The sequence below is a fragment of the Bradyrhizobium campsiandrae genome (genome assembly GCF_014529705.1).
Taxonomy (GTDB): Bacteria; Pseudomonadota; Alphaproteobacteria; order Rhizobiales; family Xanthobacteraceae; genus Bradyrhizobium; species Bradyrhizobium campsiandrae.
Map to the genome: position 1 here is coordinate 1 of NZ_JAANIH010000075.1, position 24,176 is coordinate 24,176.

Genomic DNA, 24,176 nt, shown 5'->3' on the forward strand with positions numbered 1-24,176 from the left:
TCCTCGCCGCCGCCGGCTACAACTTCCGCCGCCTCATCCGCTGGCTCAGCCTGTTGCTGCGCCAAATCCTCTCGGCTCTCACTGCCGCGCTTCACACCGTTCCGGCTTGAAGCCAGTGTTCTTCACAGACGACGTGCTGGTGCCGTCCTCGACGACGGTGACGCGGGGCTGAAAACAAATCGTCCCGGGCAAGCCGGGACGATGCAGTCCTGAGATCGGAAGATCGGGGCGCCTTATTCGCCGGGGGCGAGATCGTCGCTGGTCGCGGCCGGAGCTGCCTCGCGCTCGGGGCGCGGGCCGCCATGCGGCCGGCGGCGCCGCCGCGGATAGCGCTCGCCACCACCACCATTGCCACCTTCGAAGCCGCCCGGCGCGCCGCTCGCCTGCGGCTGTGCGCCGGTGATGAAGGAGGGCAGGCGATCGACATTGCCGGCATCGGCGACGACGGGCTGCGGCTGGTTCGGCGGCTGGGGCTGCTGATGATATTGCGGCTGCGGACGATGGTCGCGTTCGCGATGCTCGCGCGGCTGCTGGTTGTCGCGCTGATAAGGCTGCTGGTTGTCGCGCGGCTGATAGTCACGCTGGTGATGATCGCGCTGGCCGTCGCGATCGCGCATGAAGGGCTGTTGCTGCGGCGGTTGGGGAACGAAGCCCGGCTCCTGGCCGAAGGCCGAGAAGTTCTCGCCGTCGTCCTCGCCATCATCGCTGCTGGTGCTGACGGGCTCGTCGCCGCGCGGCTGCTGGTTTTGGCGGAACTGTTCCTGGGCCGCCGCGATCAGGCGGAAATAGTGTTCGGCGTGCTGGTAGTAGTTTTCGGCGGCAACCGGGTCACCGGAGGAGCGCGCGTCTCGCGCAAGCTGGAGGTATTTTTCGGCAATGTGCGAGGCGGTGCCGCGGATTTTGATGTCGGGACCGTTCGATTCGTAGACCCGGGTCATCGGGTTCTGGCCGCGGCGGTTGTTGTTATTGTTGTTGTTGCGGTTGCGCATCCGCTGCTTGTTCTGACCGTTTCTCATGTCCTGCCTTTAATTCCAGCCCTAAAGGTTGCACGCATTACTGATTGCTAGGAGTGACCTGACGACAGCGGTTCACAGACCTCGCGCGCACCGCGCGCAAGAGCGGATTGAACCCTGCCAATGTTCGTCGACCGTCGCGTTCAACAAAGACGCGTTCCCCACCCGCCAGCATTCATTGCCAGCGAACTCATTCATATCGCCTGCCGAAACAAGCCCAGCTTTGTTGCGTAAGTCTTCAAGCGCAATATCAGGCTTTCGTTCACTTTGCGGTCGGTAAGCGGCGCAGCTCTATCAGCCATCGCGCTCAACAGGACCTGCGGCTTGGAACCTGTAATCAGTAAAGCTCTCGCCCGAGAGCCCGGCTTTCGCCCGTAGGTCTACGGGGCCGGCACCGATGTGTTGACCGGAACGTAGTCGTTCCCACGGGATATTCCAAGAGGTTTTTTAGAGCCCAATCCGGCTTTTATGGGGGCATTTTTCGGGCCGAGACAGCCCTGGGAATGCCCGCCAGGTCCGGCTTGGGCGACCTGTCGATCGATAACGCGGCGGCGGCCATCAAGGTTTCAATATTCCCGGCTTGGCCCTGTCCGGTCTCGACGATCAGTGCCCCGCCGGGGGCGAGCAGGCCGGCGGCCTGGGGGATCAGGGCCCGGTAGGCATCGTATCCATCATTGCCGCCATCGAGCGCCAGATGCGGATCGTGCTCGCGCACCTCGATGCTCAGCTTTGGGATTTCCCCAGCCGGAATATAGGGCGGGTTCGACACGATCAGGTCGAACGGGCCGCGAAGCGCAGCTGCGTAGGAGCAGGCAACGAAGGCTGCGCGGCCGGCAAGGCCCAGGGCGGCGGCATTGCCCCTGGCGGTGTGAAGCGCCGTGAAACTGAGATCGGTGCCGACGCCGAACGCATCGGGAATTTCATGCAACAGCGCGAGCAGGATGGCGCCCGATCCGGTGCCGATGTCGGCGATGCGCGGTGGATGCGAGACGTCGCGCTCGCGAAACATCTCGAGCGCGCGCTCGACCACCGTCTCGGTGTCGGGCCGCGGGACCAGGGTTGCTTCCGACAAGCGAAATGGCAGGCCCCAGAATTCTCGCATGCCGAGAATACGCGCCACCGGCTCGCCGGCGATGCGCCGCCGCACGTAGCCGGCGAGTCGCGCAGCCTCGGCTTCGGTGAGAGGACGTGCCGCCTGCGCGATCAGGCCGGTCAAATCCAGATCGAGCGCTGCACCGGTCAGGATGCGCGCGTCGAGCTCGGCTTCGTCGAGCCCCGCCGATCTCAGCTCTGCCGCGAGCGCCCGCCGCGCGCTTTCGATTGGCCGTCCGGTGAGGGGATTGCTCACGCGTCCGTCACGCGGCCGCGCCTTGCGCGGCGAGCTGCGCGGCCTGGTGCTCGGTGGTCAGCGCATCGGTGAGTTCGCCGAGCGCCTCACCCGATATCACCTGCGGCAGCTTGTAGAGCGTCAGGTTGATGCGGTGGTCGGTGACGCGGCCTTGCGGGAAATTGTAGGTGCGGATGCGCTCGGAGCGATCGCCGGAGCCGACCTTCTCCTTGCGCTCGGCCGAGCGCGCGGCGTCGACGCGCTGCCGCTCGGCGTCATAGATGCGCGAGCGCAGGATGTTCATGGCCGAGGCGCGGTTCTTGTGCTGCGAGCGGCTGTCCTGCATCATCACCACGATGCCGGTCGGGATGTGGGTGATGCGGATCGCCGATTCGGTCTTGTTGACGTGCTGGCCGCCGGCGCCTTGTGCCCGCATGGTCTCGATGCGCAGATCCTCGTTCTTGATGTCGACGTCGACATCCTCGACCTCGGGCAGCACCGCGACGGTTGCCGCCGAGGTATGGATGCGCCCTTGCGTCTCGGTGTCGGGCACGCGCTGCACGCGGTGCACGCCGGATTCGAATTTCAGCTTCGAGAACGCGCCGCGGCCCTGCACCTCCGCGATGATTTCCTTGAAGCCGCCGACGGTGCCTTCGCTCGCCGAGATCACCTCGACCTTCCATCCCTGCAAGGCAGCGAAGCGCTCATACATCCGGAACAGGTCGCCGGCGAACAGCGAGGCCTCGTCGCCGCCGGTGCCGGCGCGGATTTCCAGCACGACGTTGCGGTCGTCCATGGCGTCCTTGGGCAGCAGCGCGATGCGGATCTTCTGGACCAGCTCCTCGATCTTCGTCTTGAGCTCGTCGCGCTCGGCTTCCGCCATGCTGCGCATCTCGGCGTCGGTGGCGGGATCGGCGATCAGCGCCTCGGTGTCGGCGAGTTCTTTGACCGCTGACCGATAGGTCTTCACCGCCTCGATCAACGGCGCGATCTCGGCGAGCTCGCGCGTGACCTGCACATACCGCTCGGAGGAGAGCTGTCCGAGCGATTCGGCTTCAAGAGAGGCATGATGTGCAAGGAGCACGTCCAGCTTGGCTTCGGGGAGTGACGACATCGGATAAGTCTCAATAGCGGAAGGAGGCGAGGGCGGCGGCAGGCCCGCTACAATGCCAGGCCTTCGGTCTCGGCAAATTCCGTCAGCTTCTGCCGGATCGAGACGCTCCCCGCAGGAGCATCCAGGAGCGGATCGAGCATCGCCGCAGCCTTCTTGGCGTCGAGGTCGATCACCATCGCCTTGACCGGGCCGAGCGCGGTCGCGGACAGCGACAGCGAACGGTAGCCCATCGCGATCAGCGCCAGCGCGCCGATCGGCTTGGAGGCCATCTCGCCGCAGAGCGACAGCGATTTCTTCGCGGCCTGCGCCTTGCGCGCGATATCGCGCAGCGCCCGCAGGATCGGCGTCGACATGGTGTCGAAGCGTTCGGAGACTTTGGCATTGCCGCGGTCGACCGCGAACAGGAACTGGAACAAATCGTTGGAGCCGACCGAGATGAAGTCGACCTTCTTCAAGAGCTCATCGAGCTGGTAGAGGAGCGCCGGCACCTCGACCATGGTGCCGATGTCGATGCGCTCCGGCAGCGTGTGGCCGTGCTGGCGCAGGTACGTCAGCTCGCGCTCGACCAGCGCCTTGGCGGAGTCGAACTCGGCGACCTCCGAGATCATCGGGAACATGATGCGCAGCGCACGGCCGCCGCCGGCGCGCAGCAGCGCGCGGATCTGGCCGCGCAAGAGGCCGGGACGGTCGAGCCCGAGCCGGATCGCGCGCCAGCCGAGCGCGGGATTTTCCTCGATCACCGTCTCCATATAGGGCAGCGCCTTGTCGCCGCCGATATCGAGGGTGCGGAAGGTCACGGGCTTGCTGCCGGCTGCATCCAGCACGGCACGATAGAGCGCGAGCTGGTCGCTGGTGCGTGGCAGGCTCTGTCCGACCATGAATTGCAGCTCGGTGCGGAACAGGCCGATGCCGGCGCTGCCGGTGTCGTCGATATGCGGCAGGTCGATGGCAAGGCCCGCATTGATCAGGAGCTCGACCTTCTCGCCGTCCTTGGTGACGCAGGGCCGATCGCGCAGCGCCACATATTGCGCCTGGCGGCGGGCGCGGAAACGCACCCGCTCGGCATAGGCCGCTTCGATCTCCTGCGAGGGGCGCACATAGATCGAGCCCGAGGTGCCATCGACGATGATGGCATCGCCTGGGTCGGCGATCCCTGGCGCATTCGGCACCTCGCCGACCGCGGGAATGCCGAGCGCGCGCGCCACGATCGAGACGTGGGAGTTGGCAGTGCCTTCCTCCAGCACGATGCCGCGCAGGCGCTTGCGGTCGTAGTCGAGCAGCGCGGCCGGCCCCATCGCGCGGGCGATGACGATGGCATTGTCGGGCAATTGTTCGCGTGATGGCGCGTGGTCCTGGCCGACCAGCTGCCGCATCAGGCGATAGCCGAGGTCCTCGAGATCATGCAGCCGGTCGCGCAAATAGGGATCGGTCGAGCGGAGCATGCGCGCGCGGGTATCGGACTGCACGCGCTCGACGGCGGCCTCCGCGGTGAGGCCGGTTGCGACCGCCTCGTGCAGCTTGTGCGACCAGCCCTGGTCGTTGGCGAACATGCGGTAGGCTTCGAGCACGTCGCGGTGTTCGCCGCCCTCGGCGACGTCGCCGCGCTCCAGCATGCGGTCCAGATCCGAGCGCAGCTTGGCGAGCGCGGCGTCGAGCCGCTTGATCTCCTTGGGCAGGTCTTCGGCGATGTAGTCCTTGATGACGACGCGCGGCTCGTGCAGCACGACGTGGCCGAGCGCGATGCCTTCCGAGAGGATGGCGCCGGCCTTCTGTGTCGAATGGCGCGCGGCCGGCTCGTGGCCCGGCTGCGCGAGCGCGGACAATTCGCCTGACGCGATCAGCTCCGCCAGCACCATGGCGGTGGTCTGCAGGGCCTCGAGCTCCTCCTCGACATAGGTGCGCTTGGCGCGGTTCTGCACCACCAGCACGCCGAGCGTGTTGCCGGCGCGCAGGATCGGCACGCCGAGGAAGGAGTGGTAGATTTCTTCGCCGGTCTCCGGGCGGAACGAGAAGGCCGGGTGGCTCTGGGCGTCGTTCAAATTGAGCGGCGTCGCCTCGCTGGCGACGAGGCCGACCAGGCCTTCATGGGCGCTCAGCACGGTATGGTGCACGGCCTCGCGGTTGAGGCCTTCGGTGGCGTAGAGCTCAAGGGTGTTGTCGATGCGCAGCACATAGACCGAGCATACCTCGGCGACCATGTTGGCGGCGATCAGCACCACGATCTTGTCCAGCCGCTCCTGGGCCGAGACCTGCTCCGCCATGGTTTCGCGGAGCCGTCTCAACAAGACGCGGGGACCTCCCGACGCGCTCCGCATGAACCGTCAATCTCCTCCGTCTGCCCGGCCCGGCGGTATCGGCCGGCGGCTGGCCTAAAATTCCAGAAAAACAATCAATTTGTTTGTCCGGCGCAGGCGCAAACCCGAATCCTCCTGAGATTTCGTGTTTGCACCGAATCAGCGGCCTGAACTGGGACACAGTCTGCGGCAGCCCACCCTGTTCGCCGTATAGCGAATTGAGGCTTGTTTTGCCAAGCAAAACGCCTGCCAAACGCGAAGGTGTGTACACCCCCGCGTTTTGCTGCGACCGCTAAGAGAAAATTAAACTAGGCCTGGTCGAGACCGTAGAGCGTATGCAGCGTACGCACCGCGAGCTCGGTATAGGCGGTGTCGATCAAAACCGAGAATTTGATCTCGGAGGTTGTAATGGCCCGGATGTTGATATTCCGTGCGGCGAGGGCCGAAAACGCCTGGGCAGCGACACCGGCATGGCTGCGCATGCCGCTGCCGATCACCGAGATCTTGGCGACATCGGTCGCGGTATCGAGCCTGGCATAGCCGATCTTGGCCTTGGCGGCGGTAATGGTGTCCTTGGCCCTGACATGGTCGGCAGCCGGCACCGTGAAGGTGAGGTCAGTGGTCTTGCCGTCTTCGGACACGTTCTGAACGATCATATCGACGTTGATATTGGCGTCCGCGAGCGGGCCGAAGATCGACGCCGCCACCCCGGGCTTGTCCTCGATCTGGCGCACCGAGATCTGGGCCTCGTCCTTTGAGAAGGCGATGCCGGTGACGACGTGGTTTTCCATGATCTCCTCCTCGCCGCAGATCAGGGTGCCGGGCGGTTGGTTGGCGTGCGGGTCGATATCTTCGGGCTTGTCGAAGCTCGAGCGGACGAAGATCGGCATGTTGTGGACCATGCCGAGTTCCACCGAGCGCACCTGGAGCACCTTGGCGCCCTGGGAGGCCAGCTCCAGCATGTCCTCGAACGCGATCTTGTCGAGCCGCTTGGCCTTCGGCACGATTCGCGGATCGGTGGTGTAGACGCCATCGACATCCGTGTAGATGTCGCAGCGATCGGCCTTGACGGCCGCGGCGACCGCGACGGCCGAGGTATCGGAGCCGCCGCGTCCGAGCGTGGTGATGCGGCCCGTCCTCGGATCAATGCCCTGGAAGCCGGCGATGACAGCAACTTCCTTGCGATCCTGGAAGCGCTTGATGATCTCGCTGCCGTCGATGTCCTCGATCCGGGCCGAGGCATGGGCGTCGCTGGTCTTGATCGGGATCTGCCAGCCCTGCCAGGAGCGGGCCTGGATGCCCATGCTCTGGAGCACGATGGCGAGCAGGCCCGAGGTCACCTGTTCGCCGGAGGCGACGACGGCATCATATTCGCGCGCGTCGTGCATCGGCGAGGCCTCGGTGCACCAGGCCACCAGCTCGTTGGTCTTGCCCGACATGGCCGAGACGACCACGGCCACTTCATGGCCGGCATCGACCTCACGCTTCACATGGCGTGCGACGTTGCGGATGCGTTCGATGTTGGCGACGGACGTGCCGCCGAATTTCATCACGAGGCGGCTCATGACGACGCGTGCATTCCCTCTTGAGGATCAGTATGGTGACCCGCGCCGGACGGATGCCCTGGGGGGTACCGACCGCGCGTATACAGAGGGGCGGGCCCGGGGGCAAGCGGGTTCCTCGGGCAGGTTCCTGGAGACCCAATCCGGGCAATGGGTTATCAGAGGTTATGGCGCGCTATATCGACGAAATCCTGCAGCCCGGCGAGCGGGTGCTGTATTCGACCAATGCGCACTGGATCTTCTATTTCCCGGCCATTCTGGCCTGGATCGTTGCGATCGTCCTGTTCGCGCTCTCCCGCCAGAGCGACATCTACAGCGTGGAAATGTTGTGCCTGTTCGGCTCCGGCCTGGTCGCGCTGGCCGCCTTGTACTGGACCGTGAAGGGCTGGTTCCACCGCTTCACCACCGAGACCGACGTCACCAATCTCAGGGTTGTGCATAAAACCGGCTTCATCAAGCGCCGTACCTTTGAAATGGCGCTGGACAAGGTCGAGAGTGTCGATGTCGACCAGACGATTCTTGGACGAATCCTCAACTATGGCGACGTGACCATCCGCGGCGTCGGCGAAGGGATCGAGACGATCAAGACCATCGCCTCGCCGCTGGCTTTCCGTAGTTCGATCACCACGCGGTAGGACCGCGCGTAACATGAGCATGCAGCAAGATACTTCCGCCACTGCCGCCGCCCAGCCGGGTTCGACCGTCGACGCCGCCGAGATCGCGAAATTCTCCAAGCTGTCGGCCGAATGGTGGGACCCCAAGGGCAAGATGGCGCCGCTGCACCGGATCAATCCGCTGCGGCTCGGCTATATCCGCGACGCGGCCTGTCGCAAATTCGAGCGCAATGTACGCAGCCTCAACTGCCTCGCCGGCTTGCGCGTGCTCGACATCGGCTGCGGCGCCGGCCTGCTCTGCGAGCCGCTGTCGCGGCTTGGCGCGCAGGTCATCGGCGTCGACCCGTCGGCCAGCAACATTGCGGCGGCAAAGCTCCATGCCGACAAGAGCCATCTTGCGATCGACTACCGCTGCACCACGGTGGAGGAGATCGACCCGCGCGAGCGCTTCGACATCGTGCTTGCGATGGAGGTGGTCGAGCACGTCGTCGATGTCGGTGTCTTCCTGAAGCGCTGCGCCTCGATGCTGAAGCCGAACGGGCTGATGGTCGTGTCCACGCTCAACAGGAACTGGAAGAGCTTCGCGCTCGCCATCGTCGGCGCCGAATACGTCCTGCGCTGGTTGCCGCGCGGCACTCACGAATGGAACAAGTTCGTCACGCCGGACGAACTGACCAAATATCTCCTCGACAACCGCCTCGTCATCACCGAGCAGACCGGCGTCGTCTACTCCCCCTTCGCCGACAAATGGACCCTCTCCTCGGACATGGACGTGAACTACATGGTGGTGGCTGAAGGAATGGTGTGAGGGTTGCGTAAGTAGGACCCTGCATCCACACCTCCGGTGTCGTCCCGGCGAAGGCCGGGACCCATACTCCCAGGGAGAGGTGATGGCCGTAGCTGGCAACTCCGAGTCTTCGCCAAACTAAATTCTGTGGTTATGGGTCCCGGCCTTCGCCGGGTCGACACTGAAGGTGTTGCGATAGCATCGCTCCCATGACGCCCGTGTGGTTGACCGCGTGAGCGGTAGCTTGCAGGTTGGCCGGACCTTTCCTGTATTAGCCACCCTCCCAATGCTCACCGTCGCCAGCCTCTGGATTCCCTTCACCGTCGTCGCTGCGCTCGGCCAGGTCGCGCGCAATGCGATGCAGCGGTCGCTGACCAAGCCGCTGGGGACCTGGGGCGCGACCAATATCCGCTTCCTGTTCGGATTCCCGTTCTCGCTGCTGTTTTTGGCGGTGGTGTTGATCGTCTCCGGCGATCATATCGGCATGCCGCCCTCCGTGTTCTGGCCGTGGCTGCTGCTCGGCGCGCTCAGCCAGATCGTTGCCACCGGCTTGATGCTGCTCGCCATGAACGACCGTTCCTTCGTGGTGACGACGGCATACCTCAAGACCGAGGCGATCCAGACCGCGATCTTCGGCTTCGTCTTCCTCGGCGATCACCTGACCTGGCTGAAGGTGCTGGCCATCGTGATCGCGACCGTCGGCGTCGTCATCACCGCACTACGTCCGGGCGGCGAGAAGAGTTTTGCCGAATTGAAACCCACCATCACCGGCCTCGTTGCCGCTGCCGCGTTTGCGCTCTCAGCGGTCGGCTTCCGCGGCGCCATCATCACGGTGCCTGATGTCTCGTTCGTGACGGCGTCGTCGTTCACGCTGTTGCTCGGCCTGTTCGTGCAGACGCTAATACTCACAATCTATCTGCTCTGGCGCGCGCCAAAGGTGCTGCAGTCGATTCTGGGATTATGGAAGCCGTCGCTGCTGGCCGGCTTCATGGGCGCCTTCGCCTCGCAATTCTGGTTCCTGGCGTTTGCGCTGACGGCCGCCGCCAACGTCCGCACGCTCGCCTTGATCGAGGTGCTGTTCGCGCAAGCCGTGGCCTATTACTCGTTCAAGCAGCCGATCGCGCCGCGCGAGATTTTTGGCATCGTGCTGATCGTGGTCGGTGTGGCAGTGCTGGTGGGAGCCTAATTCCGGTCTTCCGGCAGGGTCGGCAACGGCGATACCTCGATGCCTTCCTCGATCAGCGATTTGGCCTCGTCAGGCGACGCTTCGCCGTAGATCGGACGATGCTCCTTGTCGCCGTAATGCATCGCACGGGCTTCGTTGGCAAAACGCTCGCCGACATTGTCGGCGTTCTTGACGATGTGGTCGCGCAGCTCTTTCAGCTTGGCGCGCAGCTCGCGCTCCTGCGCCATCATCAGCGAGGTCGGTCCTGACGGCGCAGCCTCGGGCGCGGTAGTCGCAACAGGCTCCGCCGGCGGCGTAGCGCGTCCCTTTTTGCCGACGATACGCGGCGCCATGATCGCCTTGTCGACCTTGGCCGAGCCGCAGATCGGACAGGTCACCAGCTTGCGCTTCACCTGCGAATCATAGGCCGACGAGCTCTGGAACCAGCTCTCGAACTGATGGTTGCGGTCGCAATGGAGCGCGTAGCGGATCATGCCGAGCCCCGCACCAGATGCAGATGATCGGGACCTGCCTTGGGATCGGAGACGCCGAAGCGGCGGCCGTGCTGGAGCGAGGGGATCGCGCGGCGCGCGGTCTCGACCTTGGCCGGATCGATCCTGGCCATGATGATGCCGGGCTCGACATCGCCCTCGGCGAGGATTTCGCCCCAGGGATCGATGATCAGCGAGTGGCCATAGGTCTCGCGCTTGTTTTCGTGGGTGCCTGCCTGCGCCGCGGCGAAGATGAAGCAGCCGGTCTCGATCGCACGTGCGCGCAGCAGGATGTGCCAATGTGCCTCGCCGGTCTTGCGGGTGAAGGCCGAGGGCACGGTGATGAAAGAGGCGCCGCTCTCGGCCAATGCGCGGTACAGCGCAGGGAAGCGCACGTCGTAACAGATCGTCAAACCGACGCGGCCCCAGGGCAGGTCGGAGATCACGGCCGTCTCGCCCGGCTGATAGTTGGCGGATTCGCGATAGCTCTCGCCGTCCGGCAGCTCGATGTCGAACATGTGGATCTTGTCGTAGCTCGCGAGCACATTGCCCTCGGGCCCGATCAGGAAGGAGCGGTTGACCGCCTTTTCAGGCGAAAAGCGCAGTGCCAGCGAGCCGACATGGATGTGGATCTTCAACTGCGCTGCAAGCGCGCGATACGCCTTCAGCGAGGTGTCGTCCTCCTCGCTCTGGAGCTGCTCGAACAGCGCCTTGCGGTTCAGCTGCATCATGTTGCTGACCTCGGGCGTCTGCACGTAGTCGGCGCCGTTGGCGGCCGCCTGCCGGATCAGCCTGGTGGCCTGCGCAAGGCTCGGCTCGGGCATCAGGCCGGTGCGCATCTGCACCATGGCGGCGGTGAAGGTCCTGCCTTCAGCTTCATTCTGGCTCATGATACCGCCTTGACGCTTTCCAGCAGGCCGTCGAGCTTGCCCTCGCGATCGAGCGCGTAGAGGTCATCGCAGCCGCCGATATGGGTTCCGCCGATCCAGATCTGCGGGAAGGTCGAGCCCGCGCCGGCGCGGTCGTACATCTCTTCGCGCCAGGACGGGTTCTTGGCGACGTCGAATTCCGTGAAGGTCGCCTTCTTGCGGGTCAGCAACGACCTGGCGGCGGAACAATAGCCGCACCCCGGCCTGGTGTAGATCTCGACAGCAGCGGTCATGGTATCAAGCGCTTTCATGTCACGAATTTATTGAATTATATGGGGGTTTACCTGATCTCGACAACCCGGGCAAAGACCAGCACGTCGACCTGGGCCGCCTTGGCGCGCAGCAGGGCGCGCGCGCAGGCGTCCAGCGTCGCACCTGATGTCAGGACATCGTCGACCAGGACGATGCGCCGGCCCTGGACCTCGGCCTGACGGTCGGGGGATACCTGGAAGGCGCCCTGCACATTGGTGGCGCGCTGGGCCCGCGACAGGCCGATCTGCTGCTCGGTGGCCCGAACCCGGCGCAACACTTCGGCTCTCACCTTCACCCCGCTCTGGCGGCCGATGATCTGCGCCAGCGCGCCGGACTGGTTGTAGCGCCGCCGCCAGGCCCGGCGCCAATGCAGAGGCACGGGCACCAGCATGTCGGCGCCGTCGAGCAGCTCGCCGCCGGCGCGCGCCATCCAGCGGCCCATGGTGGGCGCCAGATCGGCGCGGTCCTGGTATTTCAGCGCATGCACCAGCGTGCGGGCGACGTCGTCGTAACGCACGGCAGCGCGTGCCCGCTTATAGGCCGGTGGGCTCGCGATCGCCTCCATCGACAGCATGTCGGGGCCGGGGTCGTAGACAAAGGGAATGCCGAGCCGCGGGCAGTAGGGCCGTTCGATGAAGGACAGTTTTGTCCAGCACGCCGCGCAGACGCCCTCGCCATCGACCGGCTCGCGGCAGGACACACACAGCGTCGGCAGCGCGATGTCGAGTGCGAGCCGCGCCGCGCGAGCGAGCACGTGGCGGCCGGCGGTCCATGCGGCACGCAACGGAGCGGCGATGGAACGGGATGGGGCGGCATCAGCTTCCATGAAAGGAGAAGCTAGCGCCGCATTCACCGGATTGCCAGAACCCTCGTGATGGGCGTAACCAGCGGCATGGCCCAGACCCCGCAGACTCCGCCAGCCTTGTTCGATCGCGCCCTGCTTCATGCACGGCAGCGGCGTGCGCTGGCGCAGGGTGCCGAGAGCTTCCTGCTCGACCGGGTCGCCGAGGAGATGGCCGACCGGTTCGCCGCAGTGATGCGCGAGTTTCACGCACCAGCCGATCTGTGGACGCCTGGCGAGGGGCTCACAGGTCTGCGCGAGCGGTTGCCGTCGCTGCAACGGATCGCGCTCGACGCAGCGGGGGCGGAGAAATTGCCCGTGGCGCCCGAGAGCCTCGATCTCGTCGTCTCGGCGCTGGCGCTGCAATTCGTCAACGATCTGCCGGGCGTGCTTGCGCAGATCCGTCGCGCGCTGAAGCCGGACGGCCTGCTGCTCGCGGCGATGATCGGCGGCGACAGCCTGACGGAACTGCGCCAGGCCTTCGCCGCGGCAGAAGCCGAATGCGAAGGCGGTGTGTCGCCTCGCGTCGCGCCGTTCGCCGATCTGCGCGACATCGGCGCGCTGCTGCAGCGGGCGGGCTTCGCGCTGCCGGTCACCGACGTCGATCGCATCGTGGTGCGCTACTCCAGCGCGTTCGCGCTGATGCAGGATCTTCGCCGCATGGGCGCGACCAACGTGCTGATCGAGCGGCGTCGCGCGCCGAGCCGGCGCGCGACGCTGTTGCGCACGGCTGAAATCTATGCCGAGCGCTTCGCCGATGCCGACGGCCGCATCCGCGCGACGTTCGACATCATCTGGCTCTCCGGCTGGGCGCCGCATGCCAGCCAGCAGCAGCCGTTGAAGCCGGGCTCGGCCAAGGCGAGCCTGGCGGAGGCCGTGAAGAAGGCCGGGAAGGAGTGATCTGTGTCCCGAACGCGCTGCAGCGTTCTTACGCTGCTGCGCCGAGCCGGGACCCGCTGCGTCCGGGGCGCAGAGCAACTCACATCAGCAAATCAATCAGATGCGGGATCAGCGGAATGTCCGCGGGCGGCATCGGGTAGTCGCGCAGCTTGTTGGCGCGGACCCAGGCGAGGGTCTGGCCCTCGCGCGGCGTGACCTGACCTTCCCAGCGACGGCAGATATAGAGCGGCATCAACAGGTGAAACGTCTCGTAGCCATAGCTCGCAAAGATGAGCGGCGCCAGGCACGGCTCGGCGACGGTGATGCCGAGCTCCTCGTGGAGCTCGCGGATCAGGCTCTGCTCCGGCCGCTCGCCCGGTTCGCACTTGCCGCCGGGAAATTCCCAGAGGCCCGCCAGCGTCTTGCCCTCCGGGCGCTGCGCGATCAGGACGCGCTTGTCGGCATCGACCAGCGCGCACGCCACCACCAGTGTCAGTTTGAGATCGGCCATGCGTGATTGTCGCTCGCTGAGGATCACCCGTAACGGTCTGTTAACCCCGTTAGGGCCTGCGCTTCTACGATTTGCATAAGCCATATTTAATCGACGGTTCCTAGGGTGGGAACCATCAAAACCATCTCGGGGCCGAGCCATGCGGGTTGCGCTTCACAATCTCACTCGCCGGTTCGGCCGCGACACCAGCGGCAATATCGCGGTGATCTTTGCAATTGCCTGCGTCCCGCTGATCACCGCAGTCGGCTGTGCCGTCGACTATTCCCGCGCCACCCAGATCCGGTCCAAGCTGCAGGCCGCGGCCGATGCGGCCAGCGTCGGCTCGATCGCCAAGGCCTCGCCGGCCTTCGCGGCGGCGGGCTCGATGACGTCGGATGGCTCGATCCCCGTCGGCGTGACCGATGCCCAGAACATCTTCGATGCCAACCGCGCCAATTTGACGGGCTACAGGCTCAACAGTGTGACACCGGCCGTGACCAAGGTCGGCTCGACCGTGACCTCGACGGTTGGGTTCAGCGCCAGCATCGACACCATGTTTCTCGGCCTGATCGGCAAGGCCACGATGACCGTGGGAGGCACGTCGACCTCGACGGCCAACATGCCGCTCTATGTCGACTTCTATCTCCTGTTGGACAATTCACCGTCGATGGGTGTGGCGGCGACGCCGACGGACATAACGAATTTGCAGGCAAAGACGGGTGGCTGCGCATTCGCATGTCATGACACTTCCAAGCCGGCCGGCACAAGCAACTACGACATTGCCAAGACGAATGGCATCACGACCCGAATCGACGTCGTGCGCCAGGCAAGCGCGAACTTGATGGACACAGCCAAGAGGACCCAGACCTACTCGAACCAGTTCAGAATGGCGATCTACGACTTCGGCGCTTCGTCAGCGACGATCGGATTGAGAAATCTGTTTTCGCTCTCGTCCAGCCTGACGTCCGCCAAGACCGCTGCGGGAGGCATCGACCTGATGGCGGTGGCCGGTCAGAATGACGCGTATACTGCCGATAAAGATACGCCCTTCAGCACCATTTTTCCTGCGATCAACACCGCAATCTCTTCGCCGGGACCAGGCACGTCTGCCGCACCGCTGAAGTATTTGTTTTTCGTATCGGACGGCGTTGCGGATGAGAGCAATGCTGCTTGTCTGAAGACGATGTACAACAGGAATTGGGGAAACATAGCGCCGCGCTGTCAGTCGCCCATCAACCCCGCACTGTGCACAACCTTGAAGAACCGAGGTATCAAGATCGCGGTGCTGTACACGACGTATCAGCCCCCGACGGACAACTGGTACAACGACTGGATCGCGCCGTTCAACGCCGGGCCATGGGGCCCATCCCCCAACAGCGAGATCGCGCAGAACATGCAGAGCTGCGCCTCCCCGGGCTTCTATTTCGAGGTAAGTCCGACCCAGGGCATCTCGGACGCGATGGATGCGTTGTTCAAGAAGGCCCTCGCCGACGCGCGGATCGCGAGCTGAGACGCGAGGCGCGTCATTCGGGCCGCATCGCCCCCCGAATGACGGCCTGAGCTACGACCTGTAATCGCCGTTAATCGCGACATATTCCTTGGTGAGATCGCAGGTCAGCACGCGGTCGCGGCCTTTGCCGAGGCCGAGCGAGACCTTTATCGCGATCTCCGGCGCCTTCATGGCTTCCGACACCTGGGCTTCGTCATAGGACGGATCGCGCGCACCGTTCTTGGCAACGCGGATGCCGTTGAAGGAGATCGAGAGCTTGTCGCGATCGGCCGGCTCGCCGGCCTTGCCGACGGCCATCACCACGCGGCCCCAATTGGCGTCCTCGCCCGCGATCGCGGTCTTCACCAGCGGCGAGTTGGCGATCGACATCGCGATCTTGCGCGCGGACGCCTTGGTCTTGGCGCCCTCGACGGTGATCTCGACCAGTTTTCGCGCGCCTTCACCGTCTCGTGCCACTTGCTCGGAAAGGTTGGCGAGGATCTGGTTGAAGGCTTTCACGAAGGCCTTCAGCCGGGGATCGCTGGCGCGGCTGATTTTTGGCGCGCCATGCTCAGCAGCGGCCCCCGTCGCGAATGCCAGCAGCGTGTCCGAGGTCGAGGTATCGCCGTCGATCGTGACGGCGTTGAACGTGTCCTCCACGCCGGACTTGAGCAGGGCCTGCAACGCGGCCGGTGCGATCGGCGCATCGGTGAAGATGAAGGACAGCATCGTCGCCATGTCGGGGGCGATCATGCCGGCGCCCTTGGCCATGCCGTTGATGGTGACCTTGGCCTTGCCGAGCTTCACGGTTGCGGTCGCGACCTTGGGGAAGGTGTCCGTGGTCATGATCGCCTTGGCGGCGGCGAGATAGTCGCCTGCTTCCGCTGATACGGCGAGGCGTCCCAGCACGCCGTCGAACTTGGTGGCGTCCAGCGGCTCGCCGATCACGCCGGTCGAGGCCAGGAAGATCTCGCTCTCGCTGCAGCCGACGGCCTTGGCGGCAATCTTCGCGGTCAGGGCGGTGGAGGCGCGGCCGGTCTTGCCGGTGAAGGCGTTGGCATTGCCGGAATTGACGACGAGGGCGCGCGCCTTGCCGCCCTTCAGCTTGGCGCGGCACCATTCCACCGGCGCGGACGGGCATTTCGACCTGGTGAAGACCCCGGCGACCGCCGTGCCCTTGTCCATGATCGCCAGCAGCACGTCGGTGCGGTTCTTGTAGCGGATGCCGGCCTCGGCCGTCGCAAGACGAACGCCCGCGATCACGGGCATGTCAGGGACGTTCCTGGGGGCGAGAGGAGAGACGGAGGATGACATCGGAGGGGCGCGCCTTGGTGGGATCTGGATAAGCAGATGCCCGGCCCCTCCTAGCGAAGACGAGCTTCGCTCTCGGGGCCGGGCATCGGGAAGGCTTAGATACTCTTCACGTCACCGAAGTGACAGCGAATTCTTACTTCTTGGCGGGAGGCGCCATCTTGCTGTCGGCGGGCTTCGCATCGGAAGGCTTGGCGTCCTTGGACGCGTCCGCCTGGTCCGTCCGCTCGACCTTGGCGTCAGCCCGGAGCTTGGCGACATAGTCGGCCTGGGCCTTGCGGGTGACGTACTGCTCGATCTGAGCCTTGACCTGCTCGAAGTCGGGCGCCTTGCGGTTGCGCTTTTCCTCGACCTTGATGACGTGCCAGCCGAACTGCGACTTGACGGGGTCGGAGATCTTGCCCGGCTCCAGCGAGAACGCGACGGCCGAGAATTCCGGCACCATCTGTTCCTTGGTGAAGAAGCCGAGGTCGCCGCCGTCGGCCGAGCCCGGATCCTTCGACTTCTTCTTGGCGAGCTCGGCGAAATCGGCGCCCTTGTCGAGCTCGGCCTTCACCGCCTTGGCCTCGTCCTCGGTCTCGACCAGGATGTGGCGGGCGCGCACTTCCTGCTCTCCGGTGATCTGCTTGGAGGCCTCCTCATAGACCTTCTTCATGGCGTCGTCGGTGGTCGCGGCCTTGCCTTCCTGGGCCAGCAGGCTGTCCATCAACAGGCGGTTGCGGGCGAATGCCATCCGCTTCTTGAATTCCTCGCCGTCGGCGACCTTCTTGTCCTCGGCGGCCTTGGCCACGATCTTCATGTCGATCAGGAAGGAGAGGACGTTCTCGTCCTTGGTCGCCGGATCCATCTGGGCGAGGCTCGGCCCGAGCTCTTCCTCGGCCATGGCGACGTCGCTCTTCTTGATTTCAGCACCATTGACCTTGGCCAGAACCGGATCGTCGGCCGCCCGGAGCGGACCGGCGAAGGCCAGGGTCAGCGCCAAAGCGAGGCTGCCAGCCAGGGCTGACGCATGGCGGAAACGCAGGCCGGTGGTTACCGGGAACGAGGTGGTCATGGAAAATCCTTTTGTTGAAGCAGGGGGCTGCTCGAGCGGGGCGGACACTCGCCCAATTCAGGGGGGCTTGGCAACGCGAAAAGTCTGTCAAAATGATGAATTTGCGGCAAGATCGGCCGCCGTTGACAAGGCTAGGGGCCGGCCATATCTCTGCCGGGTCGCGTCCATGGCGATGGCGTTTATTTTGCTGCGTTTTTGGCCGTTGAACCCTGACTTGCTCAATTCCCACCCATATCGCGGATGACCCCGCAGTCGGGCACTGACACCACGCGGCGTCACGGTGAGTTGATAGGCAGGTGGGTGACAACCTACTGGCTGCAACGCGGTTAATTCGCGAACACAGGAACTGGTCATGATCGGCGCGCTCGCCCGCAAGTTTTTCGGCTCCTCCAACGACCGGCGGGTGAAGGGATATCAGTCCCGCGTCAATGCGATCAACGCGCTGGAGCCGGAGGTCTCGAAACTCTCCGACGAGGCGCTCAAGGCCCGCACCGCCGAGTTCAAGAAGCAGCTCGCCGAGGGCAAGACGCTCGACGACCTCCTGGTTCCCGCCTTCGCCACCGTGCGCGAGGCCGCCAAGCGCGTGCTCGGCCAGCGCCATTTCGACGTCCAGCTGATCGGCGGCATGGTGCTGCACGAGGGCGACATCGCCGAGATGAAGACCGGCGAAGGCAAGACGCTGGTCGCAACGCTTGCGGTCTATCTCAACGCGCTCGCCGGCAAGGGCGTCCACGTCGTCACCGTCAACGATTACCTCGCCCGCCGTGACTCCGGCTGGATGGGCCAGATCTACGGCTTCCTCGGCATGACCACGGGCGTGATCGTCCATGGCCTCGACGATGCCGAGCGCAAGGCGGCCTATGCCTGCGACATCACCTACGGCACCAACAACGAATACGGCTTCGACTATCTGCGCGACAACATGAAGTACCGGCTCGAGGACATGGTCCAGCGGCCGCATTTCTTCGCCATCGTCGACGAGGTCGACTCCATCCTGATCGACGAAGCGCGTACGCCGCTGATCATCTCCGGCCCGCTCGACGACCGCTCGGATTTCTACAACACCATCGACGGCTTCCTGCCCAGGCTCGACAAGACTGACTACGAGGTCGACGAGAAGCAGCGCACGGTGACGCTGACCGAAGCCGGCATGGAGAAGATCGAGACGCTGCTGCGCGATGCCGGCCAGCTCAAGGGCGAGTCGCTCTACGACGTCGAGAACGTCTCCGTCGTGCACCACATCAACCAGGCGCTGCGTGCCCACACGCTGTTCACCCGCGACAAGGATTATATCGTTCGCGACAACGAGGTCGTGATCATCGACGAGTTCACTGGCCGCATGATGCCGGGCCGCCGCTATTCGGAAGGCCTGCACCAGGCGCTGGAAGCGAAAGAGCACGTCCAGGTCCAGCCCGAGAACCAGACGCTGGCCTCGATCACCTTCCAGAACTACTTCCGCATGTACGAGAAGCTCGCCGGCATGACCGGTACGGCTGCGACCGAAGCGGACGAACTGTTCGACATCTACAAGCTCGAGGTCGTGGAGATCCCGACCAATCTGTCGATCGCGCGCCTCGACGAGGACGACGAGGTCTATCGCACCCAGAAGGAAAAATACGGCGCCATCCTCGCCGAGATCGAGCGGGCCAATTCGCGGCTGCAGCCGGTGCTGGTGGGTACGGCCTCGATCGAGAAGTCGGAAGTGCTGGCCGAATTCCTGAAGCAGAACGGCTACAAGCAGATCGACTTCGGCAAGGAGAACGCGCTCGACAAGCTCTACGCCGCCGCGCGCGCCGGCAAGCCGGCAAAGCTGTTTGCGGTGCTGAACGCGCGCTTCCACGAGCAGGAAGCCTATATCGTCGCCGAAGCCGGCGTGCCCGGCGCGATCACGATCGCGACCAACATGGCCGGCCGCGGTACCGACATCAAGCTCGGCGGCTCGCTCGAGATGCGCCTCCAGCAGGAGACTGCCGATATCGCGGACGAGGCCGAGAAGGCCAGGAAGATCGAGCAGATCAAGGCCGACATCGCGCATTTTCGCGACATCGTGCTGAAGGCCGAAGAAACCGTCGAGATCGAGCCGGCCAAGGGCAGCAAGCCCGCCAAGACCGTGAAGAAGCCGGGCGGCCTCTACATCATCGGCTCGGAGCGGCATGAATCCCGCCGCATCGACAACCAGCTCCGCGGCCGTTCCGGCCGTCAGGGCGATCCCGGCCGCTCGAAATTCTTCCTGTCGCTGGAAGACGATCTGATGCGCATCTTCGGCTCGGATCGTCTCGACAGCATGCTGCAGCGTCTCGGCCTGCAGGAGGGCGAGGCGATCATCCATCCCTGGATCAACAAGGCGCTGGAGAAGGCGCAGCAGAAGGTCGAGGCGCGCAACTTCGACATCCGCAAGAACCTGCTCAAATTCGACAACGTCCAGAACGACCAGCGCAAGGTGATCTTCGACCAGCGCGTCGACCTGATGAAGGACGACAGCGTCGCCGAGACCGTCACCGACATGCGCCATGCCTTCATCGACGACCTCGTCGCCAAGCACGTGCCCGAGCACGCCTATGCCGAGCAATGGGACGTCGCCGGCCTGAAGGACGAGCTGAAGCGCGTGCTCGATCTCGACTTGCCGGTCGACGCCTGGGCCAAGGAGGAAGGCATCGCCGACGAGGAGCTGCTCAAGCGTATCGAGACCAAGGCCGACGAGCATATGGCGGCCAAGGTCGCGCAATGGGGCCCCGACGTGATGCGTTACGTCGAGAAGACCATTCTGCTGCAGACCCTCGACCATCTCTGGCGCGAGCATCTGATCATGCTCGACCATCTGCGCCAGGTCATCGGCCTGCGCGGTTACGGCCAGCGCGATCCGCTGCAGGAGTACAAGACCGAGGCCTTCAATCTCTTCCAGGAGATGAGCGCTCACTTGCGCGAGGCCGTCACGGCGCAGCTGATGCGTGTCGAGATCGTCCCGCCGGAGCAGGAAGCGCCCGTCCTGCCACAGATGGAAGCGCACAAGTTCGACCCGAACACCGGCGAAGACGAAATGGCCGTCGCGAGCGTCTCGCTGGCTCCGCAGGCCACCGACGCCGGGCTGCGCGACCCGAAGAACCCGGCGAGCTGGGGCAAGGTCGGCCGCAACGAGGACTGCCCCTGCGGCTCAGGCAAGAAGTTCAAGCACTGCCACGGCAAATATGCGTGAGCCTCGCGGCCTCTTCCTGCCCGCGGGCAGAGACCGGAATTCAAACGCAACCTGAATTCCGGATGCGGAGGCGCTTGCTGAGCGGAACCATCGTCACAGGGTAAGACCGGCAACAACTTTGGTGCAGCGGCATTAACCAGGACGTGATGCCGGACCGGCGCGGGTTCCAGGCCGCGCGGAATTGTCCGCAGCCCGCAATCGGTTGTTAGGAAATTGCGTTCAACCTCGCCGCGCATCGGGCGGGGCAGTCAAGGCGGACCCGGCTCTTTTCAGGGCATCAGTCGGGGGCCGCATCCTTGCAGATCACCAGCAAAGTTCACGGTCGCTACTATGTGGCGATCTTTGTGCTCGCCTCCGTCACGCTGTCCTACCAGATCCTGATCACGCGCTTCTTCAGCGTGATGCTCTACTATCATTTTGCATTCGCCGCCATTTCACTGGCCATGCTCGGGCTGACGCGCGGTGCGATGGAGGTCTACGACAAGCCCGAACGTTACGCTCCGGAACGGGTCGGCGCGGAATTTGCCCGCCATGCATCGCGGTTTGCCATCAGCAGCGTTGGCGCCATGATCGCCTTCTTGTGCGTGCCGCTCGTGGTGCCCGCGCAATGGGTGCAGGTCGCGCTGGCGCTCGCGGCGATGACCTTCGTCATTCCGTTCACGGAAGGCGGGCTCTGCATCACGCTGTTGCTGACGCGCCTGCCCTATGGCGGGGGGTGGCTCTATGCGGCTGATCTGACCGGCGCTGCGCTCGGATGCCTCGGGGTTATCCTCGTCTTGCTGGTGATCGATCCCGTCAGCGCCACCCTGTGGCTCGGCGCTCTGGCCGCCGCGGCCGGTTGGCTCGTGATACGAAACAGCGATGACGCCCGCGGCTTGCGCTTCAGCGCAGCCACCGTGTTGGCGCTGGCAGCCCTCGCCGCCGTCCATACCGGCCTCGACCTGACCGGCGGCCATCGCCTTGGCGTGGTCTGGGCCAAGGGCACCCAGCAGATCGGCACGCTGTTCGAGCGCTGGAATACCTATTCGCGCGTCAGGGTGATTCCGATCGGCGAGGTGGTTCCGTTCGGCTGGGGCTTCGCCCACGAGCAAAGTGTGAAGATAGATCAGCACTTTCTCGACATCGACGCCGATGCGGGGACGCCCATCACCAGGTTCGATGGCGATCTTCAGAAACTGTCCTATCTCAAGGACGACGTGATCAACGCCGCGTATCTGATCCAGCAGCCGGCCGACGTCGCCGTGGTCGGCGTGGGTGGCGGTCGCGACATCCTGTCCAGCCTGTATTTCGGCGCCAAGCATATCCACGGAATTGAAATCAATCCGGCGATCTTTGAAGTCCTCACCGACAAGTTCGCCGATTTCTCCGGCCATCTCGATCGTCAGCCCGGCGTGTCGCTGGTCAACGCCGAGGCCAGAAGCTACATCAACGGCTCATCCGATCGATACGATCTGGTGCAGATCTCGTTGATCGACACTTGGGCCGCGACGGCCGCCGGCGGCCTGACGCTGACGGAAAACCGCCTGTATACGGTGGAGGCCTGGGACGATTTCTATTCTGCGCTCAAACCCGGTGGCATGCTCTCGGTGTCGCGCTGGTATGATCGGGAAAAGCATCGCGGCGAGTTCTATCGCCTGATCGCGATTGCGGCCGACGCGCTCCAGCGCAAGGGCGTGCCTGCGGCCGAACTGTCCCAGCACGTCGTCGCGCTGAACGTCGACGACATCGTAACCGTCGTCAGCCGCCCGGACGCATTCACCCCGGCGCAATGGCAGGCTGCGCGCGAGCGTCTCGTCGCGCAGGGATTCAAGATCATGCTGGCGCCGGATGCCACATTCGATACGATCACCTCGAGGCTGCTGTCCGGCAAGGCCGACCAGGCCTTCCTGGATTCGCTGCCGGAGAACATCGCGGCCTCGACCGACGACAATCCGTTCTTCTTCTATACGGCTCGCCTGCGCGATCTCGCGATCAATCACGCGTCACTGTCGATGAACAACAACGCCGCGATCAACATGACATGGTGGCTCGTGGTCATCGCGCTTGCGGCATGTGTCAATTACATCGCGATACCCTTCATTCGCCTCGCGCGGCGGGTGCCGTTGCAGACGCTCGCCCCGCCCGTGACCTATTTCAGCGCGATCGGGATGGGTTTCATGCTGATCGAGATCTCGCAGATGCAGCGGTTGATGGTGTTTCTCGGCCATCCCGTCTACGGTCTGAGCGTGGTGCTGTTCACGATCCTGCTGTTCAGCGGGATCGGTAGCACCACCGTCGGCGCGTCAGGCGCTCGACCGGCGGCGGTGATCGCAAGGGTCATCGCCCTTCTCGCCACGCTGGTGGCGGCAGGGCTGTTCACGCCGCTGGTGACCGTCTGGGCACGTGCGGAATCAACCGGCATCCGTATCCTGCTGTCGGTCCTGCTGTTGGCGCCTCCGGCGTTTTGCATGGGGATGATGTTTCCGCTCGGGCTCTGGATCTGGCGGCGTCATCAGGGGCTGTTGCCGTTCTTCTGGAGCACCAACGGAATCACCTCGATACTCGCCTCGGTGCTGGGCATGACCTTGTCGATCGAATTCGGCATCGCCCGGACCTACATGCTGGGTGCCTGCTTCTACCTCGTCTGTGCGATCATGATCGTCGCGAGCCGCAGGACCAGTCTTGCTGCGACTGCGGCCGCTACGCCGGTGACGAGCCCGGCACTGGTCCCCGATCAGGACATGGCCGCCTTCGCGCCCAGCGCTGGCCTGCATCGCGAGCTGCTGACGGAAGAGAAGTAGCGGGCGCTTGCGGCGCATCGTGCAGCGACGGAGTTAGCCCCGGCGGGTTGCGACGGAGCCAATCAATTCGAGCTGTCGATCAAGCTCTCCAGCAGTCGCTTCAATTCGCTGGTCGACTTGTCGCCGTAGCTCTCCAGGATGTGCTCCTCCTGGTCGACCGCGAGTGAGTTGAGCTTCTTGCACAGCACCTTGCCGCGGTCGGAGATGAACATCAGCACCTTGCGGCGGTCGTTCGGGTCCTGCACGCGATAGACCAGCGTGTCGGAGACCATGCGGTCGATCATCTTGGTCAGCGTCGGATGGTTGAGCAGCACGGCATCGGCGAGCTCGCCCATCGAATGGCCGTCGCCGTCGGACAGCACTTTCAGGATGCGCCACTGCTCGACGGGAACTCCCTCCTTGCTCAAGCGCAGTTCCAGCTGCCGGTTGATCTCCCGGTTGGCTTGCGCGAGCAGGTAGGCGAGGTGTTCGGTGATGGGAGCGTTCGATTTTGCCACGGCTAAGACTTCGTCTTGACCCAAATGAGTGAATGTCTTGCAATCAATGCTGCATCTATATGCACTTCAATTGTTGAATATTCAATATTTTCAA

At 64.3% G+C, this 24,176-nt stretch carries 20 protein-coding genes; 7 read left to right on the forward strand and 13 right to left on the reverse strand.

Annotated elements, in window-relative coordinates:
• Window positions 1-233: 233 nt before the first annotated feature.
• From G8O24_RS36030 to G8O24_RS36050, 5 genes are all read right to left on the reverse strand, one after another.
• Window positions 234-1,016, reverse strand: a complete 783-nt coding sequence (locus G8O24_RS36030; protein WP_188107275.1) for a DUF4167 domain-containing protein — start codon at window positions 1,014-1,016, stop codon at window positions 234-236.
• A 463-nt stretch (window positions 1,017-1,479) separates the two neighbouring features.
• Window positions 1,480-2,361, reverse strand: a complete 882-nt coding sequence (gene prmC / locus G8O24_RS36035) for a peptide chain release factor N(5)-glutamine methyltransferase (RefSeq protein WP_188107276.1) — start codon at window positions 2,359-2,361, stop codon at window positions 1,480-1,482.
• A gap of 7 nt (window positions 2,362-2,368) precedes the next feature.
• Complete coding sequence (gene prfA / locus G8O24_RS36040) at window positions 2,369-3,454, reverse strand: peptide chain release factor 1 (protein ID WP_188107277.1); 1,086 nt, start codon at window positions 3,452-3,454, stop codon at window positions 2,369-2,371.
• Between the two features lie 47 nt (window positions 3,455-3,501).
• A complete protein-coding gene (ptsP, locus tag G8O24_RS36045; RefSeq protein ID WP_188107278.1) occupies window positions 3,502-5,769 on the reverse strand; it encodes a phosphoenolpyruvate--protein phosphotransferase in 2,268 nt (755 codons plus the stop codon).
• A gap of 287 nt (window positions 5,770-6,056) precedes the next feature.
• The gene (locus tag G8O24_RS36050) at window positions 6,057-7,313 is read right to left on the reverse strand and encodes an aspartate kinase (protein WP_188107279.1); all 1,257 of its coding nucleotides are present in this window, start codon (window positions 7,311-7,313) and stop codon (window positions 6,057-6,059) included.
• A gap of 164 nt (window positions 7,314-7,477) precedes the next feature.
• Here G8O24_RS36050 and G8O24_RS36055 point away from each other — a divergent pair, with 164 nt between their 5' ends.
• From G8O24_RS36055 to G8O24_RS36065, 3 genes are all read left to right on the forward strand, one after another.
• Window positions 7,478-7,945: a PH domain-containing protein gene (locus tag G8O24_RS36055; RefSeq protein ID WP_188107280.1), complete on the forward strand. Its 468-nt coding sequence runs from the start codon at window positions 7,478-7,480 to the stop codon at window positions 7,943-7,945.
• Window positions 7,946-7,958: 13 nt separating this feature from the next.
• Window positions 7,959-8,732 (forward strand): bifunctional 2-polyprenyl-6-hydroxyphenol methylase/3-demethylubiquinol 3-O-methyltransferase UbiG, encoded by a 774-nt coding sequence (gene ubiG, locus G8O24_RS36060; protein ID WP_188107281.1) that lies wholly within the window; start codon window positions 7,959-7,961, stop codon window positions 8,730-8,732.
• A gap of 265 nt (window positions 8,733-8,997) precedes the next feature.
• Complete coding sequence (locus G8O24_RS36065; RefSeq protein ID WP_188107282.1) at window positions 8,998-9,897, forward strand: EamA family transporter; 900 nt, start codon at window positions 8,998-9,000, stop codon at window positions 9,895-9,897.
• Here G8O24_RS36065 and G8O24_RS36070 read toward each other — a convergent pair.
• The 4 genes from G8O24_RS36070 to G8O24_RS36085 are packed head-to-tail and all read right to left on the reverse strand — an operon-like array spanning window position 9,894 to window position 12,374.
• Window positions 9,894-10,370, reverse strand: coding sequence for a DUF1178 family protein (locus G8O24_RS36070; RefSeq protein ID WP_188107283.1), 477 nt, complete (start codon window positions 10,368-10,370; stop codon window positions 9,894-9,896). The genes G8O24_RS36065 and G8O24_RS36070 overlap by 4 nt on opposite strands.
• Window positions 10,367-11,257, reverse strand: coding sequence for a carbon-nitrogen hydrolase family protein (locus G8O24_RS36075; protein WP_188107284.1), 891 nt, complete (start codon window positions 11,255-11,257; stop codon window positions 10,367-10,369). The genes G8O24_RS36070 and G8O24_RS36075 overlap by 4 nt, the downstream gene beginning before the upstream one ends.
• The gene (grxC, locus tag G8O24_RS36080; RefSeq protein ID WP_188107307.1) at window positions 11,254-11,529 is read right to left on the reverse strand and encodes a glutaredoxin 3; all 276 of its coding nucleotides are present in this window, start codon (window positions 11,527-11,529) and stop codon (window positions 11,254-11,256) included. The genes G8O24_RS36075 and grxC overlap by 4 nt, the downstream gene beginning before the upstream one ends.
• 47 nt (window positions 11,530-11,576) lie before the next feature.
• Window positions 11,577-12,374 carry a ComF family protein gene (locus tag G8O24_RS36085; RefSeq protein WP_188107285.1) on the reverse strand — a complete coding sequence of 266 codons (798 nt, stop codon included), beginning with the start codon at window positions 12,372-12,374 and terminating at the stop codon, window positions 11,577-11,579.
• A 66-nt stretch (window positions 12,375-12,440) separates the two neighbouring features.
• Between G8O24_RS36085 and G8O24_RS36090 the strand changes: the two genes are divergently transcribed.
• Entirely contained in the window at window positions 12,441-13,289 is an 849-nt protein-coding gene (locus G8O24_RS36090; protein ID WP_188107308.1) for a methyltransferase domain-containing protein, read from the forward strand.
• 79 nt (window positions 13,290-13,368) lie between these two features.
• Here the strand turns inward: G8O24_RS36090 and G8O24_RS36095 are convergent, their stop codons facing one another.
• Complete coding sequence (locus tag G8O24_RS36095; RefSeq protein WP_188107286.1) at window positions 13,369-13,779, reverse strand: (deoxy)nucleoside triphosphate pyrophosphohydrolase; 411 nt, start codon at window positions 13,777-13,779, stop codon at window positions 13,369-13,371.
• A gap of 139 nt (window positions 13,780-13,918) precedes the next feature.
• Between G8O24_RS36095 and G8O24_RS36100 the strand changes: the two genes are divergently transcribed.
• Entirely contained in the window at window positions 13,919-15,268 is a 1,350-nt protein-coding gene (locus G8O24_RS36100) for a TadE/TadG family type IV pilus assembly protein (RefSeq protein WP_188107287.1), read from the forward strand.
• A 51-nt stretch (window positions 15,269-15,319) separates the two neighbouring features.
• On the opposite strand, the gene argJ is transcribed toward G8O24_RS36100, so the two are convergent.
• Window positions 15,320-16,561 carry a bifunctional glutamate N-acetyltransferase/amino-acid acetyltransferase ArgJ gene (argJ, locus tag G8O24_RS36105; protein ID WP_188107288.1) on the reverse strand — a complete coding sequence of 414 codons (1,242 nt, stop codon included), beginning with the start codon at window positions 16,559-16,561 and terminating at the stop codon, window positions 15,320-15,322.
• A 133-nt stretch (window positions 16,562-16,694) separates the two neighbouring features.
• Window positions 16,695-17,612 (reverse strand): peptidylprolyl isomerase, encoded by a 918-nt coding sequence (locus G8O24_RS36110; RefSeq protein ID WP_188107289.1) that lies wholly within the window; start codon window positions 17,610-17,612, stop codon window positions 16,695-16,697.
• Between the two features lie 352 nt (window positions 17,613-17,964).
• On the opposite strand from G8O24_RS36110, the gene secA reads away from it, so the two are divergent.
• Entirely contained in the window at window positions 17,965-20,805 is a 2,841-nt protein-coding gene (secA, locus tag G8O24_RS36115; RefSeq protein ID WP_188107290.1) for a preprotein translocase subunit SecA, read from the forward strand.
• Between the two features lie 296 nt (window positions 20,806-21,101).
• A complete protein-coding gene (locus G8O24_RS36120) occupies window positions 21,102-23,585 on the forward strand; it encodes a spermidine synthase family protein (RefSeq protein WP_244646202.1) in 2,484 nt (827 codons plus the stop codon).
• A 62-nt stretch (window positions 23,586-23,647) separates the two neighbouring features.
• Here G8O24_RS36120 and G8O24_RS36125 read toward each other — a convergent pair whose 3' ends face one another.
• The gene (locus G8O24_RS36125) at window positions 23,648-24,082 is read right to left on the reverse strand and encodes a MarR family winged helix-turn-helix transcriptional regulator (RefSeq protein ID WP_057747431.1); all 435 of its coding nucleotides are present in this window, start codon (window positions 24,080-24,082) and stop codon (window positions 23,648-23,650) included.
• Between the last annotated feature and the right edge of the window lie 94 nt (window positions 24,083-24,176).

Coding starts and splice junctions, on each gene's coding strand:
- G8O24_RS36085 (WP_188107285.1), bottom strand. CDS start 12,374: ATGGAAGCTGATGCCGCCCCATCCCGTTCCATCGCCGCTCCGTTGCGT.
- G8O24_RS36075 (WP_188107284.1), bottom strand. CDS start 11,257: ATGAGCCAGAATGAAGCTGAAGGCAGGACCTTCACCGCCGCCATGGTG.
- argJ (WP_188107288.1), bottom strand. CDS start 16,561: ATGTCATCCTCCGTCTCTCCTCTCGCCCCCAGGAACGTCCCTGACATG.
- G8O24_RS36110 (WP_188107289.1), bottom strand. CDS start 17,612: ATGACCACCTCGTTCCCGGTAACCACCGGCCTGCGTTTCCGCCATGCG.
- ubiG (WP_188107281.1), top strand. CDS start 7,959: ATGAGCATGCAGCAAGATACTTCCGCCACTGCCGCCGCCCAGCCGGGT.
- G8O24_RS36070 (WP_188107283.1), bottom strand. CDS start 10,370: ATGATCCGCTACGCGCTCCATTGCGACCGCAACCATCAGTTCGAGAGC.
- G8O24_RS36050 (WP_188107279.1), bottom strand. CDS start 7,313: ATGAGCCGCCTCGTGATGAAATTCGGCGGCACGTCCGTCGCCAACATC.
- secA (WP_188107290.1), top strand. CDS start 17,965: ATGATCGGCGCGCTCGCCCGCAAGTTTTTCGGCTCCTCCAACGACCGG.
- ptsP (WP_188107278.1), bottom strand. CDS start 5,769: ATGCGGAGCGCGTCGGGAGGTCCCCGCGTCTTGTTGAGACGGCTCCGC.
- grxC (WP_188107307.1), bottom strand. CDS start 11,529: ATGACCGCTGCTGTCGAGATCTACACCAGGCCGGGGTGCGGCTATTGT.
- prfA (WP_188107277.1), bottom strand. CDS start 3,454: ATGTCGTCACTCCCCGAAGCCAAGCTGGACGTGCTCCTTGCACATCAT.
- G8O24_RS36100 (WP_188107287.1), top strand. CDS start 13,919: ATGCGGGTTGCGCTTCACAATCTCACTCGCCGGTTCGGCCGCGACACC.
- G8O24_RS36090 (WP_188107308.1), top strand. CDS start 12,441: ATGGCCCAGACCCCGCAGACTCCGCCAGCCTTGTTCGATCGCGCCCTG.
- G8O24_RS36030 (WP_188107275.1), bottom strand. CDS start 1,016: ATGAGAAACGGTCAGAACAAGCAGCGGATGCGCAACCGCAACAACAAC.
- G8O24_RS36055 (WP_188107280.1), top strand. CDS start 7,478: ATGGCGCGCTATATCGACGAAATCCTGCAGCCCGGCGAGCGGGTGCTG.
- G8O24_RS36095 (WP_188107286.1), bottom strand. CDS start 13,779: ATGGCCGATCTCAAACTGACACTGGTGGTGGCGTGCGCGCTGGTCGAT.
- G8O24_RS36065 (WP_188107282.1), top strand. CDS start 8,998: ATGCTCACCGTCGCCAGCCTCTGGATTCCCTTCACCGTCGTCGCTGCG.